Below are 16020 nucleotides of genomic sequence, written 5' to 3' on the forward strand. Positions count from 1 at the left end.
CCCGTACGCCGTTGTACGGGGCGTTCTCGGTGGGCCCGTCAGACCGCCAGCGCGCGGTCCGTCGGGCGGATCGGGGCCGGCAGGTCGCTGGCGCCCGTCAGGAAGCGGTCCACGCCGCGGGCGGCCGAGCGGCCCTCGGCGATCGCCCAGACGATCAGGGACTGGCCGCGGCCCGCGTCGCCGGCGACGAACACGCCCGGCACGTTGGTCTGGAAGGCGGCGTCGCGGGCGATGTTGCCGCGCTCGTCCAGCTCCAGGCCGAACTGCTCGACCAGGCCGTTGTCCCGGTCGGTGCCCGTGAAGCCCATCGCGAGGGTCACGAGCTGGGCGGGGATCTTCCGCTCGGTGCCCGGCTTCGAGGTCAGCCTGCCGTCGACGAACTCGACCTCGGCGAGGTGCAGCCACTGGACGTTGCCGTCCTCGTCGCCCTCGAAGTGGGTGGTGGAGGCGGAGTAGATCCGCTCACCGCCCTCCTCGTGCGCCGAGGTGACCTTGTACAGGATCGGGAAGGTCGGCCAGGGCTGGTTCGTCGCGTGCCGCTCGTCGTTCGGGCGGGGCATGATCTCGAGCTGGGTGACGGAGGCCGCGCCCTGGCGGTGGGCGGTGCCCACGCAGTCCGCGCCGGTGTCGCCGCCGCCGATGACGACGACGTGCTTGCCCTCGGCCGAGATCGGCGTGGTGACGTAGTCGCCCTCCTGGACCTTGTTGGCCAGGGGGAGGTACTCCATCGCCTGGTGGATGCCCTTGAGCTCGCGGCCGGGGACGGGGAGGTCGCGGGCGGTGGTGGAGCCGGCGGCGATGACGATCGCGTCGTAGCGCTTCTTGAGGTCGCGGGCGTTCAGGTCGCGGCCGATCTCGACGCCGGTGCGGAAGCGGGTGCCCTCCGCGCGCATCTGCTCGATGCGGCGGTTGATGTGCCGCTTCTCCATCTTGAACTCGGGGATGCCGTAGCGGAGCAGTCCGCCGACGCGGTCGGCGCGCTCGTACACGGCGACCGTGTGGCCGGCCCGGGTGAGCTGCTGGGCGGCGGCGAGACCCGCCGGGCCCGAGCCGATGACGGCGACGGTCTTGCCGGACAGGCGCTCGGGGATCCGCGGGGCGACGTCCCCGGTCTCCCACGCCTTGTCGATGATCGAGACCTCGACGTTCTTGATGGTGACCGGCGGCTGGTTGATGCCGAGCACGCACGCCGACTCGCAGGGGGCGGGGCAGAGGCGGCCGGTGAACTCCGGGAAGTTGTTGGTCGCGTGCAGGCGGTCGGAGGCGGCCGCCCAGTCCTCGCGGTAGGCGTAGTCGTTCCACTCGGGGATCAGGTTCCCCAGCGGACAGCCGTTGTGGCAGAACGGGATGCCGCAGTCCATGCACCGGCTGGCCTGCTTGCTGATGATCGGCAGCAGGGAGCCGGGGACGTAGACCTCGTTCCAGTCCTTGACGCGCTCACCGACGGGACGGGTCTTGGCGACCTCGCGGCCGTGGTTCAGGAAGCCCTTCGGGTCAGCCATTGATCGCCGCCTCCATCATCTTCTCGGTGATCTCGGTCTCGGAGAGACCGGCTCGCTCGGCGGCGTCCTTGGCGGCGAGCACTGCCTTGTAGGTGCTGGGGATGATCTTGCTGAATCGCTGCACGGCCGTGTCCCAGTCGGCGAGCAGCTTCCCGGCGACCGTGGAGCCGGTCTCCTCGGCGTGGCGGCGCACGACGTCGTGCAGCCACTGCCTGTCCGTGTCGTCCAGCGCCTCGACCGCCGCGGCGTTGCCGGCGTTGACGTTGTCGCGGTCGAGGTCGATGACGTAGGCGGTGCCGCCGGACATGCCCGCCGCGAAGTTGCGGCCGGTCGGGCCGAGGACGACCGCGTGACCGCCGGTCATGTACTCGCAGCCGTGGTCGCCCACGCCCTCGGAGACGACCAGGGCGCCGGAGTTGCGGACGCAGAACCGCTCACCGGTGCGGCCGCGCAGGAACAGCTCGCCGCCGGTGGCGCCGTAGCCGATGGTGTTGCCCGCGATGGTCGAGTACTCGGCGAGGTGGTCGGCCGCGCGGTCCGGGCGGACGATGATCCGGCCGCCGGACAGGCCCTTGCCGACGTAGTCGTTGGCGTCGCCCTCCAGGCGGAGGGTGACACCGCGCGGCAGGAACGCGCCGAAGGACTGGCCCGCGGAGCCGGTGAAGGTGATGTCGACGGTGTCCTCGGGCAGGCCCGCGCCGCCGAACTTCTTCGTCACCTCGTGGCCGAGCATGGTGCCGACCGTGCGGTTGATGTTGCGGATGGCGACCTGGGCGCGCACCGGCTGTGCCTCGGTGGCGTCCGAGGCGGCGAGCGCGTCGGCGGCGAGCTTGATCAGCTCGTTGTCCAGGGCCTTCTCCAGGCCGTGGTCCTGGCCGACGATCCGGTGGCGGACGGCGCCCTCGGGCAGCTCCGGCACGTGGAACAGCGGCTCAAGGTCCAGGCCCTGCGCCTTCCAGTGGTCGACGGCCCGGGTGACGTCGAGCGCCTCGGCGTGGCCGACGGCCTCCTCGATGGAGCGGAAGCCCAGCTCGGCGAGGATCTCGCGGACCTCCTCGGCGATGAACCGGAAGAAGTTCACCACGTACTCGGCCTTGCCGGCGAAGCGCTCGCGCAGCACCGGGTTCTGGGTGGCGATGCCGACCGGGCAGGTGTCCAGGTGGCAGACGCGCATCATGACGCAGCCGGAGACGACGAGCGGCGCGGTCGCGAAACCGAACTCCTCGGCGCCGAGCAGCGCGGCGATGACGACGTCGCGGCCGGTCTTGAGCTGGCCGTCGGTCTGCACGACGATGCGGTCGCGCAAGCCGTTGAGCAGCAGGGTCTGCTGGGTCTCGGCGAGGCCCAGCTCCCAGGGGCCGCCGGCGTGCTTGAGCGAGGTCAGCGGGGAGGCGCCGGTGCCGCCGTCGTGGCCGGAGATCAGCACCACGTCCGCGTGCGCCTTGGACACGCCCGCCGCGACGGTGCCGACGCCGACCTCGGAGACCAGCTTGACGTGGATCCGCGCCTGCGGGTTCGCGTTCTTCAGGTCGTGGATGAGCTGGGCGAGGTCCTCGATGGAGTAGATGTCGTGGTGCGGCGGCGGGGAGATGAGGCCCACGCCCGGCGTCGAGTGACGCGTCTTCGCGACCCACGGGTAGACCTTGTGGCCGGGCAGCTGGCCGCCCTCGCCGGGCTTGGCGCCCTGGGCCATCTTGATCTGGATGTCGTCGGCGTTGACCAGGTACTCGGAGGTCACGCCGAACCGGCCGGAGGCGACCTGCTTGATCGCCGAGCGGCGCGCCGGGTCGTACAGGCGCTCCGGGTCCTCGCCGCCCTCACCGGTGTTGGACTTGGCGCCGAGCTGGTTCATGGCGATGGCGAGGGTCTCGTGCGCCTCCTTGGAGATGGAGCCGTACGACATGGCGCCGGTGGAGAAGCGCTTGACGATCTCGGAGACCGGCTCGACCTCGTCGACGGAGATCGGCTGCCGGTCCGAGGTGAAGCCGAACAGGCCGCGCAGCGTCATCAGGCGCTCGGACTGCTCGTTCACCCGGTCGGTGTACTTCTTGAAGATGTCGTAGCGGCCGGAGCGCGTGGAGTGCTGCAGGCGGAAGACCGTCTCCGGGTCGAACAGGTGCGGCTCGCCCTCGCGGCGCCACTGGTACTCGCCGCCGATCTCCAGCGCGCGGTGCGCGGGAGCGATGCCGGAGGCCGGGTAGGCCTTGGCGTGGCGGGCGGCGACCTCCTTGGCGATGACGTCGATGCCGACGCCGCCGATCTTGGTGGCGGTGCCGTTGAAGTACTTCTCCACGAAGGCGTCGTCGAGGCCGACGGCCTCGAAGACCTGGGCGCCGCGGTAGGAGGCGACGGTGGAGATGCCCATCTTGGACATGACCTTCAGGACGCCCTTGCCGAGGGCGTAGATCAGGTTGCGGATGGCCTGCTCGGCCTCGATGTCCGACAGGAAGGTGCCCGCGCGGACCAGGTCCTCGACCGACTCCATCGCCAGGTACGGGTTGACGGCGGCGGCGCCGTAGCCGATGAGCAGGGCGACGTGGTGGACCTCGCGGACGTCGCCGGCCTCGACCAGCAGGCCCACGTGGGTGCGCTGCTTGGTGCGGATGAGGTGGTGGTGGACGGCCGCGGTGAGCAGCAGCGACGGGATCGGCGCGTGCTCGGCGTCGGAGTGCCGGTCGGACAGGACGATCAGGCGGGCGCCGTTGCCGATGGCGGCGTCGGCCTCGGCGCAGATCTCCTCGATGCGGGCGGCGAGGGAGTCGCCGCCGCCGGAGACCCGGTACAGGCCGGAGAGGGTCGCGGCCTTGAAGCCGGGCATGTCGCCGTCGGCGTTGATGTGGATGAGCTTGGCCAGCTCGTCGTTGTCGATGACCGGGAAGGGCAGCACGACGGACCGGCAGGAGGCGGCGGTCGGGTCGAGCAGGTTGCCCTGCGGGCCGAGCGAGCTGCGCAGGGAGGTGACCAGTTCCTCGCGGATCGCGTCCAGCGGCGGGTTGGTGACCTGCGCGAAGAGCTGGGTGAAGTAGTCGAAGAGCAGCCGCGGGCGCTCGGACAGGGCCGCGATGGGGCTGTCGGTTCCCATGGAGCCGATCGGCTCGGCGGCGCTGCGGGCCATCGGGGCGAGGATGACGCGCAGTTCCTCCTCGGTGTAGCCGAAGGTCTGCTGGCGGCGGGTGACCGAGGCGTGGGTGTGCACGATGTGCTCGCGCTCGGGCAGGTCGCCCAGCTCGATCTCGCCGGCCTCGAGCCAGTCGGCGTAGGGCTGCGCGGCGGCGAGGGACGCCTTGATCTCGTCGTCCTCGATGATGCGGTGCTCGGCGGTGTCCACGAGGAACATGCGGCCGGGCTGCAGGCGGCCCTTGCGGACGACGTTGGCCGGGTCGATGTCGAGGACGCCGACCTCGGAGCCGAGGACGACGAGGCCGTCGTCGGTGACCCAGTAGCGGCCGGGACGCAGGCCGTTGCGGTCGAGCACGGCGCCGACCTGGGTGCCGTCGGTGAAGGTGACGCAGGCCGGGCCGTCCCAGGGCTCCATCATCGTGGAGTGGAACTGGTAGAAGGCGCGCCGGGCCGGGTCCATGGAGGCGTGGTTCTCCCACGCCTCCGGGATCATCATCAGCACGGAGTGGGGCAGCGGGCGGCCGCCCAGGTGCAGCAGTTCCAGCACCTCGTCGAAGGACGCCGAGTCGGAGGCGTCGGGGGTGCACACCGGGAAGATGCGCTCGATGGCCTTGTCGTCGCCGCCGAACAGCTCGGAGAAGAGCTGGGACTCGCGGGCGCGCATCCAGTTGCGGTTGCCCTTGACGGTGTTGATCTCACCGTTGTGCGCGACGAAGCGGTACGGGTGCGCGAGCGGCCACGACGGGAAGGTGTTCGTGGAGAACCGGGAGTGCACGAGCGCGATCGCGGAGGCGAAGCGGCGGTCGGACAGGTCCGGGAAGAAGGGCTCGAGCTGGCCGGTGGTCAGCATGCCCTTGTAGACGATGGTGCGGGCGGAGAGGGACGGGAAGTAGACACCGGCCTCCCGCTCGGCACGCTTGCGCAGCACGAAGGCCTTGCGGTCGAGCGCGATGCCCTCGGCGTCGCCGGCGGCGACGAAGAGCTGGCGGAAGACCGGCATGGTGGACCGGGCGGTGGCGCCGAGCAGTTCGGGGGCGACGGGGACCTCGCGCCAGCCGAGGACGGTGAGGTCCTCGTCGGCCGCGATCGTCTCGATCCGTGAGACGACGTCCTCGGTGCCGTGCTCCGGCAGGAAGGCGATGCCTACCGCGTAGGAGCCGGCCGCGGGAAGGTCGAAACCGGCCACCTCGCGGAAGAAGGCGTCGGGGACCTGGGAGAGGATGCCCGCGCCGTCGCCGGAGTCGGGCTCGGAGCCGGTGGCGCCACGGTGTTCGAGGTTGCGCAGAACAGTCAGCGCCTGCTCGACCAGCGCGTGGCTCGCCTCTCCGGTGAGGGTGGCCACGAAACCGACGCCACAGGCGTCGCGCTCGTTGCGGGGGTCGTACATACCCTGCGCAGCAGGGCGAGCATCCATGAACGACCAGTTCTGGCCATTCGCGGAATGCTGGGACGGCTGGCGCGGCGTACGCATCGGCTCTCCCGTCGTCGTCATGTGGCATGTTCAGGTGCCGAGGGACGACGTTGGCCCTCTGCGGAGTGCGAAATTTCGTGCAGGTTACATGATGGGGCGGTTCCCGGGAAGCGGATACTCCGTTCCAGCATGCGGACGCCGCAGGTCGCGACAGGGGGTGCCGCGGGGTCGCGGCGGGTGCCGCGCACGGGCGGCGGAAGTGTGTGGGGACCCATCCGGACAAGATCGATCAGATCGGCGTCCATCGGCCCTGGGGGGCGGGGCGAGCGTCTTCACTCGTCCCGCGAGTGCGCCGCGAGCGTCGTTGCCCACAGCGCTTACGGCTCATGCCCGATGGTTAAGCGTTCGAAACCAGCGAGTAACGGCTACTTATACGGCCCATCGCATAAGTTCCGGCTCGCTCATCCTACGGCCGTTCCGAACAGGCTGCCCAGGGCGTACGTCACACCGGCCGCCGCGCCGCCCAGCGCGAGCTGCCGCAGGCCGCTGTACCACCAGCTGCGTGCCGTCACCCGGGCCACGACCGCGCCGCAGGCGAACAGCCCGGCGAGCGCGAGGAGCACGGCGGGCCACAGGGCGGTGGCGCCGAGCAGGTAGGGCAGTACGGGGAGCAGGGCGCCCAGCGCGAACGACCCGAAGGACGACACCGCGGCGACCAGCGGCGACGGCAGGTCCCCGGGGTCGATGCCGAGTTCCTCGCGGGCGTGGATCTCCAGGGCCTGCTCGGGGTCCTTGGACAGCTGCCGGGCGACCTCGCGGGCCAGCTCGGGCTCGACGCCGCGGGCCGCGTAGAGGGCGGCCAGCTCCTCCTCCTCGTCCTGCGGGTGCTTGCGCAGCTCGCGCCGCTCTACGTCGAGCTCGGCCTCGACCAGCTCGCGCTGGGAGGCGACGGAGGTGTACTCGCCGGCCGCCATGGAGAAGGCGCCGGCGGCGAGGCCCGCGAGGCCGGTGATGACGATGGTCTGGTGGCCGACGGACCCGCCCGCGACACCGGTCAGCAGGGCGAGGTTGGAGACCAGGCCGTCCATGGCGCCGAAGACGGCGGGGCGCAGCCAGCCGCCGTTGACGTCGCGGTGGGTGTGGTTGTCGCGGTGCGCCTCGTGCAGCGCGGCCTCGGTCTCGATGATCGCCATGCGGGGGTCCCCCAGGAAGCTTAGCCAAAGCTAACTTTGGATGAGTTCTACTTTTCGACAACACCGAACCTACGCCGGTGAATTCCAAGGCGCCAGCAAGGAAAGGCTGGGCTTACCTGCGACTTCTCCCTTGAACGCTCATCCGTGATCAAGGTCGCTCAGATGCCGTGCGGGTGACAGGCGGGCGTCCCGGGGTCGTCGGCGGCGTCGCCGTGGGAGACATCCGCAAAGGGCGTCCGCGCGGCCCGCCCGCGAAGGGGGCCGTGTCCCCGGGGACGGCCCGTGGCCCTGCGGAAGGAGAGGCCGCACCATGGCATCGATCGCCTGCACTCCCCCGTCCCCGGCGCCCGGTGACGCCCCGGGGCCGCGCGAACGGGCCCGCGGCGCGCTGCTCGGCCTGGCCGTCGGCGACGCGCTCGGGGCGCCGGCGGAGAACCTGAAGCCCTCCGAGATCCGCGCCCGCTGGGGCCGTATCACCGGGTACGTGAGCGAGCGGCCGTGCGGCACGGACGACACGGAGTACGCCATCTTCTCGGGGCTGCTGCTGGCCCGGCACGGCTCGGCGCTCACCCCGGCCCATGTCGAGAGCGCCTGGCACGAGTGGATCGCCGACCGGGCCGAGGGCCCGTTCCGCGGCGCGGGCTTCAGTGAGCGCGGCACGCTGGAGAACCTCCGCCGCGGCCTGGCCGCGCCGATCTCCGCCCAGCACCGGCACGCCTGGAGCGACGGGCTGGCGATGCGCGCGGCGCCCTTCGGCGTCTTCGCCGCCGGGCGCCCCGGCGAGGCGGCCCGGCTGGTGGCGATCGACGGCTCGGTCAGCCATGACGGCGAGGGCATCTACGGCGGCCAGGCGGTCGCGGCGGGCGTGGCGGCCGCGATGGCCGGGGCCACGCCCGCGGTGGTGATCGCGTCCGCGCTCGCCGTCGTCCCCGAGGACTCCTGGACCGCCCGCTCGCTGCGCCGCGCGGTGACCGTGGCCCACCGGGGCGAACGGGCGGTGCGCTCGGCGGTGGTCATCGGCGGCTATCCCTGGACCGACCTGGCCCCGGAGGCGGTCGCCCTCGCCTTCGGGGCGTACGCGGCGGCCGACGGCGACTTCCGCGCGGCGGTCCTCACGGCGGTCAACATGGGCCGCGACGCGGACACCACGGCGGCGGTCGCCGGCGCCCTGTCCGGCGCCACCCAGGGCATCTGCGCGATCCCGGCCGACTGGGCGGCCGCCATCGGCCCGGCGCGCGGCCGCTGCCTGCCCTCCATGGCGGGCCACCACGTACTGGACGTCGCGGAACTGCTGGTGCCGGAGGAGGGCGGCAAGTGGGGCGCGGGCCTGCTCCTGCCCGGCTCCCTGCCGGCCGGGATCCGGGAAGTGATCCGGGTGTCCCCGGCCCAGGGCACCGGGGACACGGCGGCGGCCGCCCTGCGAGACGCCCCGCCGCAAGCGGCCGGAAAACCCACGGCGGCCCTGCCGGCAGCCCCGGCCCGGCAGGCGGCGCCCCGCACCACGGCACCCACCGGCACCAGCACGGCACATGGAACCGGGACCGCCCAGGCAGCCGGACCGGTGAGCACAGCCCACCCGGCCGCCCACTCAGGAAGCACGGCCCCGGAGACAGGAGCCACCACCACGGCGACCACCCGGAACGACACAGCACACGGAACCGGGACCGCCCCGGTAACCGGACCCGTGAGCACAGCCCACCCGGCCGAGGGGGCCACCCCGGCCGCCCACTCGGGAGGCACGGCCCCGGAGACAAGAGCCACCACCACGGCGACCGTCCGGAACGACACAGCACACGGAACCGGGACCGCCCCGGCAGCCGGCGAGGTCATCACAGCCCTCCCTGCTGCCGAGAACACCACCCCGACCACCCACCCGGGGACCGCCGCACCGAAGACACCGGCCACCACCACGGCGACCGCGACCGACCGAACGGACCCAGCACACGGGACCAGGACCGCAACGGCCGGGCAAGCGGCCCCAGCCCTCCCAGCAGCCGAAAAACCCACGCCGACCACCCACCCGGACACAACCGCGCCCGAGGCGCCGGGCGGGGCCGTCCGGAGTGGCGCGCCCGCCTGCCGGTCCGGGGCGGCGGCCGGCGTGATCGCGGCCGGGTCGGCGGGACGGGGGCGGAGTCCGCTGGTGGGGGCGGGGGACGCCGGGCAGCAGGACGGGGAGGGCCCGGCGTGACGGGGCGGCGTGTCGAAGGGCTGCTGCTGGGGCTCGCCGCCGGGGACGCCGCCGGCTGGCCCGCGGCGCGGCACCGGGCGGCCCGCATGCCCGAGTGGACCCGCCGCCTCACCCGTGAGCTGGACACGTTCGCCGAGCAGAACGCCACCACGACCCTGCCCGTGCCGATCGCCCTCAACCAGCCCCCCGAACCCCTGCGTCTCGGTCCCTCCGACGACGCCGAGTGGGCGGCGTTCGCCGCGGAGGCCGTGCTGCGGGCCGGTGACGACGACGTGCTCGGCGACCTCGACCGGGACCGCCGGATGCGCGCCGCCATCGACCTCACCTGGACCGCCGTCGCCGCCGAAGTCGCCGCGGCGGCGGACCGCGCCCCCGAGATCGAGTCGGCCGTGCTCCCGCTGCGCGCCCGTATCTCCGTGCGCGCCGGCCTGGGCAACCTCGCCACGGGTCTGCGCCCGCCCGCCACCGGCCACGACAACCCGCACTACTTCGACGACGCGGCCTGCGTGCGCGCCTGTGTGCTGGCCGTGGCCCACCCGGGCGACCCCGCACGCGCGGCCGACCTGGCGGAGTTCGACGCCCGCTACACCCAGGACGGGGACGGCGTGCACGGCGCCCGCGCGATGGCGGCGGCCCTTTCGCTCGCCCTCACCGGAACGGACACCGACACCTGTGTCGCGGCCGCGCTCGCCCAGCTTCCCGAGGGGACGGAGATCGGCCGCAACGCCCGGCACGCCCTCACGCTGGCCCGGGACAGCGACGGCGCCTTCGCGCTCGTCCCGCTGCTGGAGCACCAGATCGTCGACCACGTCTACAGCTACGGCATCGCCGCCGCCGAGACCGTCCCGGTCGCGCTCGCCCTCGCCGTCGCCGCCCGCGGCCGGATCGCCGAGGCCGTCCCCACCGCCGCCTGTCTGTCCCGGGTCGCCGACTCCGCCCCGGCCCTGGTGGGCGCGCTCACCGGGGCCCTGGGCGGCGGCGCGGCCGTCCCGGCCGCCTGGCGGGACGCCTGCCGCACCCTGTCCGGCTGCGCGCTGCCCCGCCTCACCGGCACCGACCTGGTGGAACTCGCCGGGCTGCTGGAAGCCGCGCACCGGACCCGACCAGGAGGATGATTCGGGCATGACGCCCAGAGGAGAACAAAGCAGCGCGCCGGGTCCGGCGCGGCTGAGCGGTCTGGACGAACGGATCGCCGGTGCCCTGGTCGGGGCGGCCGTCGGAGACGCGCTCGGCGGCCCCGTCGAGGGGTACTCCCCGGAACAGATCACCGACCGCCACGGGGGCCGGGTGCACGGCATCGTCGGCCCCTGGCACGGCGACGACTGGCGCACCGCCCGCCCCCTCGCCCCGTACCACAAGGGCGACGGCCACGTCACCGACGACACCCTCATGACCCACGCGCTGGTCCGGGTCTACGCCCGCGTCCGGGACCACCTCGACGCGTACGCCGTGGCCGACCACCTGGTCCCGGACCTGATGACGAACCCGCGCTGGATCCCGGAGCTGGAGACCGAGGCGCTGCCGCTGCACCGCCTCTTCCTCGCGGAGAAGTGGCTCGTGGCCCGGCTGGCGTACGGCCACGCGGACCCGCGGGAGGCGGGCGTCGGCAACATCGTCAACTGCGGTGCGGCGATGTACATGGCCCCCGTCGGCCTGGTCAACGCGGCCGACCCGGCTGCCGCGTACGCCGAGGCGCTGGACGTCGCGGGCGCGCACCAGTCGTCGTACGGCCGCGAGGCCGCCGGGGTCTTCGCCGCCGCGGTCGCCGCCGCCACCGCACCGGACGCCACCCCCGACTCCGTGGTGGGCGCGTGCCTGGACCTGGCCAAGGACGGCACGCGGGCGGCGATCGAGAAGGTCTGCGAAGCGGCCCGCGGCCACCGGGACTACGAGTCGGCGCTGGCCCCGCTGCGGGCGGCGGTGGCCCCGTACGACACGGTCGGCCCCGACTACCGCTCCCCCTCGCTCGGCGCCCGGCGCCCCTCCCGGCTGCACTCGATCGAGGAACTCCCGGTGGCCCTCGGCATGCTGCTGGTCGCCGGCGGGGACTTCCGGCACGCGGTGCTGGGCTCGGTCAACTACGGCCGCGACTGCGACTCGATCGCCACGATGGCCGGCGCGCTCGCGGGCGCGCTGGGCTCGCCGGTCCCCGAGGACTGGGCGAAGACGGTGGCGGAGGCCAGCCGGCTGGACCTGTGGGAGCCGGCCCGCACGCTCACCGGGGTCGCCCGCGAGATCTTCCGGCGGGACGTGGAGCGCCGGCGGGCGCACGAGCGGGCGTTCGCGGCGCTGGGAGGCACGGCATGCTCCGACTGACCTGGGTGCAGCCCGAGGACCTGCTCGGTCACGAACTGGTCCAGGCCCGTCTGGACGGCCGGGAACCGGCGCGGATCGAGGCGCGGTGGCGGGCGGCCGGCGGTCCGGCGGCCCCGCAGCGGGCGGGGGCCTCGCCGCAGCGGGCCTCGCGCTACCTGCGGCTCCTGGCGGAGGACCTGCTGGACGAGCTGGCCGATCTGCCGAGCAGGCTGGCGGAGGACGAGCCGACGGACCTGGCCGGCATCATGGCCGCCTGTCCCGACTGGCCCGCCGAGGCTCCCCGCGGCCGGACCACGCCGCAGGCGCTGGAGGCGGCCTGGCTCGGCAGGGCCGCCGGCTGCCTGCTCGGCAAGCCCGTCGAGAAACTCCCCCTCGACGGCATCCGGGCGCTCGCGAAGGTCACCGGCAACTGGCCGCTGAGCACGTGGTTCACCGCCCGCGGCGTCCCCGGCGACCTGCTCGCCCAGTACCCCTGGAACCGCCGCTCGGCCCCGGTCTCCCTCGCCGAGAACATCGACGGCATGCCCGAGGACGACGACCTCGACTACCCGTTGCTGGGCCTGCTGCTGCTCCGGCGCCACGGCCGGGGCTTCAGCACCGCGGACGTGGCGGCGCTCTGGCTGGACGAACTCCCGCCGGGCCGCGCGTTCACCGCCGAGCGCGTCGCCTTCCGCAACCTGCTCTGCGGCATCGAGCCGCCGCACACCGCCCGCCACCGCAACCCGTTCCGCGAGTGGATCGGCGCCCTGATCCGCGCCGACGTGCACGGCTGGACCAACCCCGGCGCCCCGGCGGCCGCCGCCGAGCAGGCGCACCGTGACGCGCTCCTGACCCACACCGCCAACGGCGTGTACGCGGCGATGTTCGCGGCCGCCACGATCGCCGCCGCGGCCGGCGGCGGCGGGGACGTCCACGCCTGCCTGCGCGCCGGCCGCTCGGTGGTCCCGGAGCGCTCGCGGCTGGCGGCGGCCGTCGACCACGCGCTCCGGCTGGCCGCGCGGCACGAGGACTTCGACGACGTCGTGGACGAACTGCACGCCGCCTACGGCACCACCCACCACTGGGTGCACGCCGTCCCCAACACCGCGCTGACCGTCGCCGCGCTGAGTCACGCCGGCGGCGACTTCGCCGGCTCGGTCTGCCGCGCGGTGTCCGGCGGCTGGGACACGGACTCCAACGGGGCGACCGCGGGCAGCGTCGCCGGTCTGCTCGCGGGCGACCCGGAGGCGCTGCCCGACCGCTGGCGGGCCCCGCTGAAGAACCGGCTCGCCAGCACCGTCGCCGACTTCGACGGCACCGGCTTCGACACCCTCGCCCGGCTCACCCACCTGGAGGCGACCCGCCCATGACCCACATCGCCGTCCTCGGCAGCACGAACATGGACCTCGTCACCTACGTCCCGAAGGCCCCGCAGCGCGGCGAGACCGTGACGGGCCGGGAGTTCCGCACCATCCCCGGCGGCAAGGGCGCCAACCAGGCCATCGCCGCGGCCCGGGCCGGCGCCACGGTCTCGATGATCGGCGCGGTCGGCAACGACGCCTTCGGGGTACGCCTGCGCGAGACCCTCGAACACTCCGGCGCGGACACCGACTTCCTGCGCACGGTGGAGGGCCCGTCGGGCACCGCGCACATCGTGGTGGACGACGAGGGCGGCAACTCCATCGTCGTCATCCCCGGCGCGAACGGCACCGTCGACCACCTCGCCGCCGGCGACGAGGGCGTCATCGCCTCCGCCGACGCCCTGCTGCTGCAACTGGAGATCCCGCTGGCCGCGGTCGTCGCCGGGGCGGAGGCGGCGCGCCGGCACGGGGTGCGCACGGTCCTCACCCCCTCCCCCGCCCAGCCGCTGCCGCCCGACCTGCTGGAGGCCACCGACCTGCTGGTCGCCAACGAGTACGAGGCCGTCACCCTCACCGGGCGCACCGATCCGCGCGACGCGGCCGCCGCGCTGCTGCAACTGGTCCAGGAGGTCGTCGTGACCCTGGGCGCGACCGGCTGCCTGTACCTGGCGCGGGGCACCGAGCCGCTGGTGGTGCCGGCGCCGCGGGTCGAGGCCGTGGACACGACGGGTGCGGGCGACACCTTCGTCGGGACGCTCGCGGTGGCCCTCGCCGAGGAGAAACCGGTGCGCGAGGCGCTGTCCTGGGCGGCGGCCGCCGCGGCCCTCTCGGTGCAGCGGGAAGGCGCGTCGGCGTCGATGCCGTACCGCCCGGAGATCGACGCGCAGTGCACCGCATGAGCCCGCGCCCCGACAGCACGCGCCCCGACGACCCGCGCCCCGGGAGCCCGGGGTCGCTCGGCGGACTGCGGGTCCTGGACCTCGCCACACTCTTCGCCGGTCCCATGGCCGCCACCCTGCTCGGCGACTTCGGCGCCGAGGTGATCAAGGTGGAGCATCCGGTGAGGCCCGACCCGTCCCGCGGCCACGGCCCGGCGAAGGACGGGGTCGGGCTGTGGTGGAAGGTGCTCGGGCGCAACAAGCGCGCGATCACCCTCGACCTGTCCCGGCCGGGCGGCCGGGCGACCCTGCTGCGGCTGGCGGCCACCGCCGACGTGGTGATCGAGAACTTCCGCCCCGGCACCCTGGAGAAGTGGGACCTGGGCTGGCCGGAGCTGTCCGCCGCCAACCCGCGGCTGGTCCTCGCCCGGGTGACGGCCTTCGGCCAGTTCGGTCCGTACGCGCACCGCCCCGGTTTCGGCACGCTCGCCGAGGCGATGAGCGGCTTCGCCGCCCTCACGGGTGAACCGGACGCGCCGCCGACGCTCCCGCCGTTCGGCCTAGCCGACTCGGTCGCGGGGCTGGCGACGGCGTATGCGGTGCTGACGGCCCTGGCCGCCCGGGACCGCACCGGCGAGGGTCAGGTCGTGGACATGGCGATCATCGAGCCGATCCTCGCCGTGCTCGGTCCCCAGCCCACCTGGTACGACCAGCTCGGCTACGTCCAGGAGCGCACCGGCAACCGGTCGGCGAACAACGCCCCGCGCAACACCTACCGCACCGCCGACGGCGCCTGGGTCGCCGTCTCCACCTCAGCACAGTCGGTGGCGGAGCGGGTGATGCGGCTGGTCGGCCGCCCGGAGCTGGCCGAGGAGCCGTGGTTCGCCACGGGCGCGCAGCGGGCCGCGCACGCCGACGTGCTGGACGAGGCGGTCGGCGGCTGGATCGCGGCCCGCGACCGGGCCGAGGTGCTCGCGGCCTTCGAGAAGGCGGAGGCGGCGGTGGCTCCGGTCCAGGACGTGCGGGACGTCCTGGCCGACCCGCAGTACCAGGCGCTGGACACCGTCACCACCGTCGACGACCCGGAGCTCGGCCCGCTGCGCATGCAGAACGTCCTCTTCCGGCTGTCCGGCACGCCCGGGGCGATCCGCTGGGCCGGCCGCCCGCACGGCGCCGACACCGACGCGGTCCTCACCGAGCTGGGCCTCGGCCCGGACGAGCTGCGCGCGCTGCGCGAGGAGGGCGCGCTGTGACGTCGTTCCCGCTGACCTGGCTGTACGTCCCCGGCGACCGGCCGCACGTGGTGGCCAAGGCGCTGGCGGCGGGCGCCGACGTGGTGGTGATCGACCTGGAGGACGCGGTCGCCCCCGACCGCAAGGAGTACGCCAGGGACGCCACGGCCGAGCGGCTGAGCGAGCCGCAGCGGGTCCCGGTCCACGTCCGGGTCAACGCCCTGGACGCTCCCTGGGCCGCCGCGGACCTCACGGCCCTGGCCGCCCTGCCGGGGGTGAGCGGACTGCGGCTGCCGAAGGTGACCTCCGCCGGGCAGGTCAGGCAGGTCGCCGTGGGCACCGCCCGCCCCCTGTACGCGCTGCTGGAGTCGGCCCTCGCCATCGAGCACGCCTACGCCATCGCCGCCGCCCACCCGTCCCTGCGGGGCATCTCCCTCGGCGAGGCCGATCTCCGGGCCGACCTGGGCGTACGGGCCGACGCGGGCCTGGACTGGCCGCGTTCGCGGGTGGTCGTCGCCGCCCGGGCCGCCGGGCTCCCCCCGCCGCCGCAGTCGGTCCATCCCGACATCCGCGACCTGGACGGCCTCGCCGCCTCCTGCGCCCGGGGACGGGCCCTCGGTTTCCTGGGCCGCGCGGCGATCCACCCGCGGCAGCTCCCGGTGATCGAGCGGGCCTACCTGCCGACCCCGGCGGAGCTGGAGCACGCGGAGACGATCCTCAAGGCGGCGGCGACGGAGCAGGGCGCGCAGGCGCTGCCCGACGGCCGGTTCGTCGACGCGGCGGTGGTGGCCGCAGCGCAGCGGACGCTGTCGCTGGCGCGCAGGAGGTGACGCCGCC

General features: G+C 74.1%; 10 protein-coding genes. 7 read left to right on the forward strand and 3 right to left on the reverse strand.

Annotated elements, in window-relative coordinates:
* Positions 1-38 precede the first annotated feature (38 nt).
* The 3 genes from TNCT1_RS25810 to TNCT1_RS25820 all read right to left on the reverse strand — a co-directional run bounded on the left by TNCT1_RS25810 (position 39) and on the right by TNCT1_RS25820 (position 7226).
* A complete protein-coding gene (locus TNCT1_RS25810; protein WP_143636323.1) occupies positions 39-1502 on the reverse strand; it encodes a glutamate synthase subunit beta in 1464 nt (487 codons plus the stop codon).
* Positions 1495-6009 (reverse strand): glutamate synthase large subunit, encoded by a 4515-nt coding sequence (gltB, locus tag TNCT1_RS25815; RefSeq protein ID WP_143636324.1) that lies wholly within the window; start codon positions 6007-6009, stop codon positions 1495-1497. The genes TNCT1_RS25810 and gltB overlap by 8 nt, the downstream gene beginning before the upstream one ends.
* A gap of 485 nt (positions 6010-6494) precedes the next feature.
* Positions 6495-7226 (reverse strand): VIT1/CCC1 transporter family protein, encoded by a 732-nt coding sequence (locus TNCT1_RS25820; protein WP_143636326.1) that lies wholly within the window; start codon positions 7224-7226, stop codon positions 6495-6497.
* Positions 7227-7536: 310 nt separating this feature from the next.
* Between TNCT1_RS25820 and TNCT1_RS25825 the strand changes: the two genes are divergently transcribed.
* Genes TNCT1_RS25825 through TNCT1_RS25855 form a run of 7 tightly spaced genes read left to right on the forward strand, consistent with a single transcriptional unit; the run spans position 7537 to position 16013 of the window.
* On the forward strand, positions 7537-9417 hold the full coding sequence (locus TNCT1_RS25825) for an ADP-ribosylglycohydrolase family protein (protein WP_143636328.1): 1881 nt from the start codon (positions 7537-7539) through the stop codon (positions 9415-9417).
* Entirely contained in the window at positions 9414-10532 is a 1119-nt protein-coding gene (locus TNCT1_RS25830; RefSeq protein WP_143636331.1) for an ADP-ribosylglycohydrolase family protein, read from the forward strand. The genes TNCT1_RS25825 and TNCT1_RS25830 overlap by 4 nt, the downstream gene beginning before the upstream one ends.
* Before the next feature lie 7 nt (positions 10533-10539).
* Positions 10540-11733, forward strand: a complete 1194-nt coding sequence (locus tag TNCT1_RS25835) for an ADP-ribosylglycohydrolase family protein (RefSeq protein WP_143636333.1) — start codon at positions 10540-10542, stop codon at positions 11731-11733.
* Positions 11721-13082, forward strand: a complete 1362-nt coding sequence (locus TNCT1_RS25840) for an ADP-ribosylglycohydrolase family protein (protein ID WP_143636335.1) — start codon at positions 11721-11723, stop codon at positions 13080-13082. Before TNCT1_RS25835 ends, TNCT1_RS25840 begins: the two co-directional genes overlap by 13 nt.
* Entirely contained in the window at positions 13079-13972 is an 894-nt protein-coding gene (gene rbsK, locus TNCT1_RS25845; RefSeq protein ID WP_143636337.1) for a ribokinase, read from the forward strand. Before TNCT1_RS25840 ends, rbsK begins: the two co-directional genes overlap by 4 nt.
* Complete coding sequence (locus TNCT1_RS25850) at positions 13969-15204, forward strand: CaiB/BaiF CoA-transferase family protein (protein ID WP_268894182.1); 1236 nt, start codon at positions 13969-13971, stop codon at positions 15202-15204. Before rbsK ends, TNCT1_RS25850 begins: the two co-directional genes overlap by 4 nt.
* A complete protein-coding gene (locus TNCT1_RS25855; RefSeq protein ID WP_143636339.1) occupies positions 15201-16013 on the forward strand; it encodes a CoA ester lyase in 813 nt (270 codons plus the stop codon). The genes TNCT1_RS25850 and TNCT1_RS25855 overlap by 4 nt, the downstream gene beginning before the upstream one ends.
* The last annotated feature ends 7 nt before the right edge of the window (positions 16014-16020 follow it).

The sequence above is a fragment of the Streptomyces sp. 1-11 genome, assembly GCF_007176755.1.
In the GTDB taxonomy this organism is placed as follows: Bacteria; Actinomycetota; Actinomycetes; order Streptomycetales; family Streptomycetaceae; genus Streptomyces.

Coding starts and splice junctions, on each gene's coding strand:
- TNCT1_RS25810 (WP_143636323.1), bottom strand. CDS start 1,502: ATGGCTGACCCGAAGGGCTTCCTGAACCACGGCCGCGAGGTCGCCAAG.
- gltB (WP_143636324.1), bottom strand. CDS start 6,009: ATGTACGACCCCCGCAACGAGCGCGACGCCTGTGGCGTCGGTTTCGTG.
- TNCT1_RS25820 (WP_143636326.1), bottom strand. CDS start 7,226: ATGGCGATCATCGAGACCGAGGCCGCGCTGCACGAGGCGCACCGCGAC.
- TNCT1_RS25825 (WP_143636328.1), top strand. CDS start 7,537: ATGGCATCGATCGCCTGCACTCCCCCGTCCCCGGCGCCCGGTGACGCC.
- TNCT1_RS25835 (WP_143636333.1), top strand. CDS start 10,540: ATGACGCCCAGAGGAGAACAAAGCAGCGCGCCGGGTCCGGCGCGGCTG.
- TNCT1_RS25840 (WP_143636335.1), top strand. CDS start 11,721: ATGCTCCGACTGACCTGGGTGCAGCCCGAGGACCTGCTCGGTCACGAA.
- rbsK (WP_143636337.1), top strand. CDS start 13,079: ATGACCCACATCGCCGTCCTCGGCAGCACGAACATGGACCTCGTCACC.
- TNCT1_RS25850 (WP_268894182.1), top strand. CDS start 13,969: ATGAGCCCGCGCCCCGACAGCACGCGCCCCGACGACCCGCGCCCCGGG.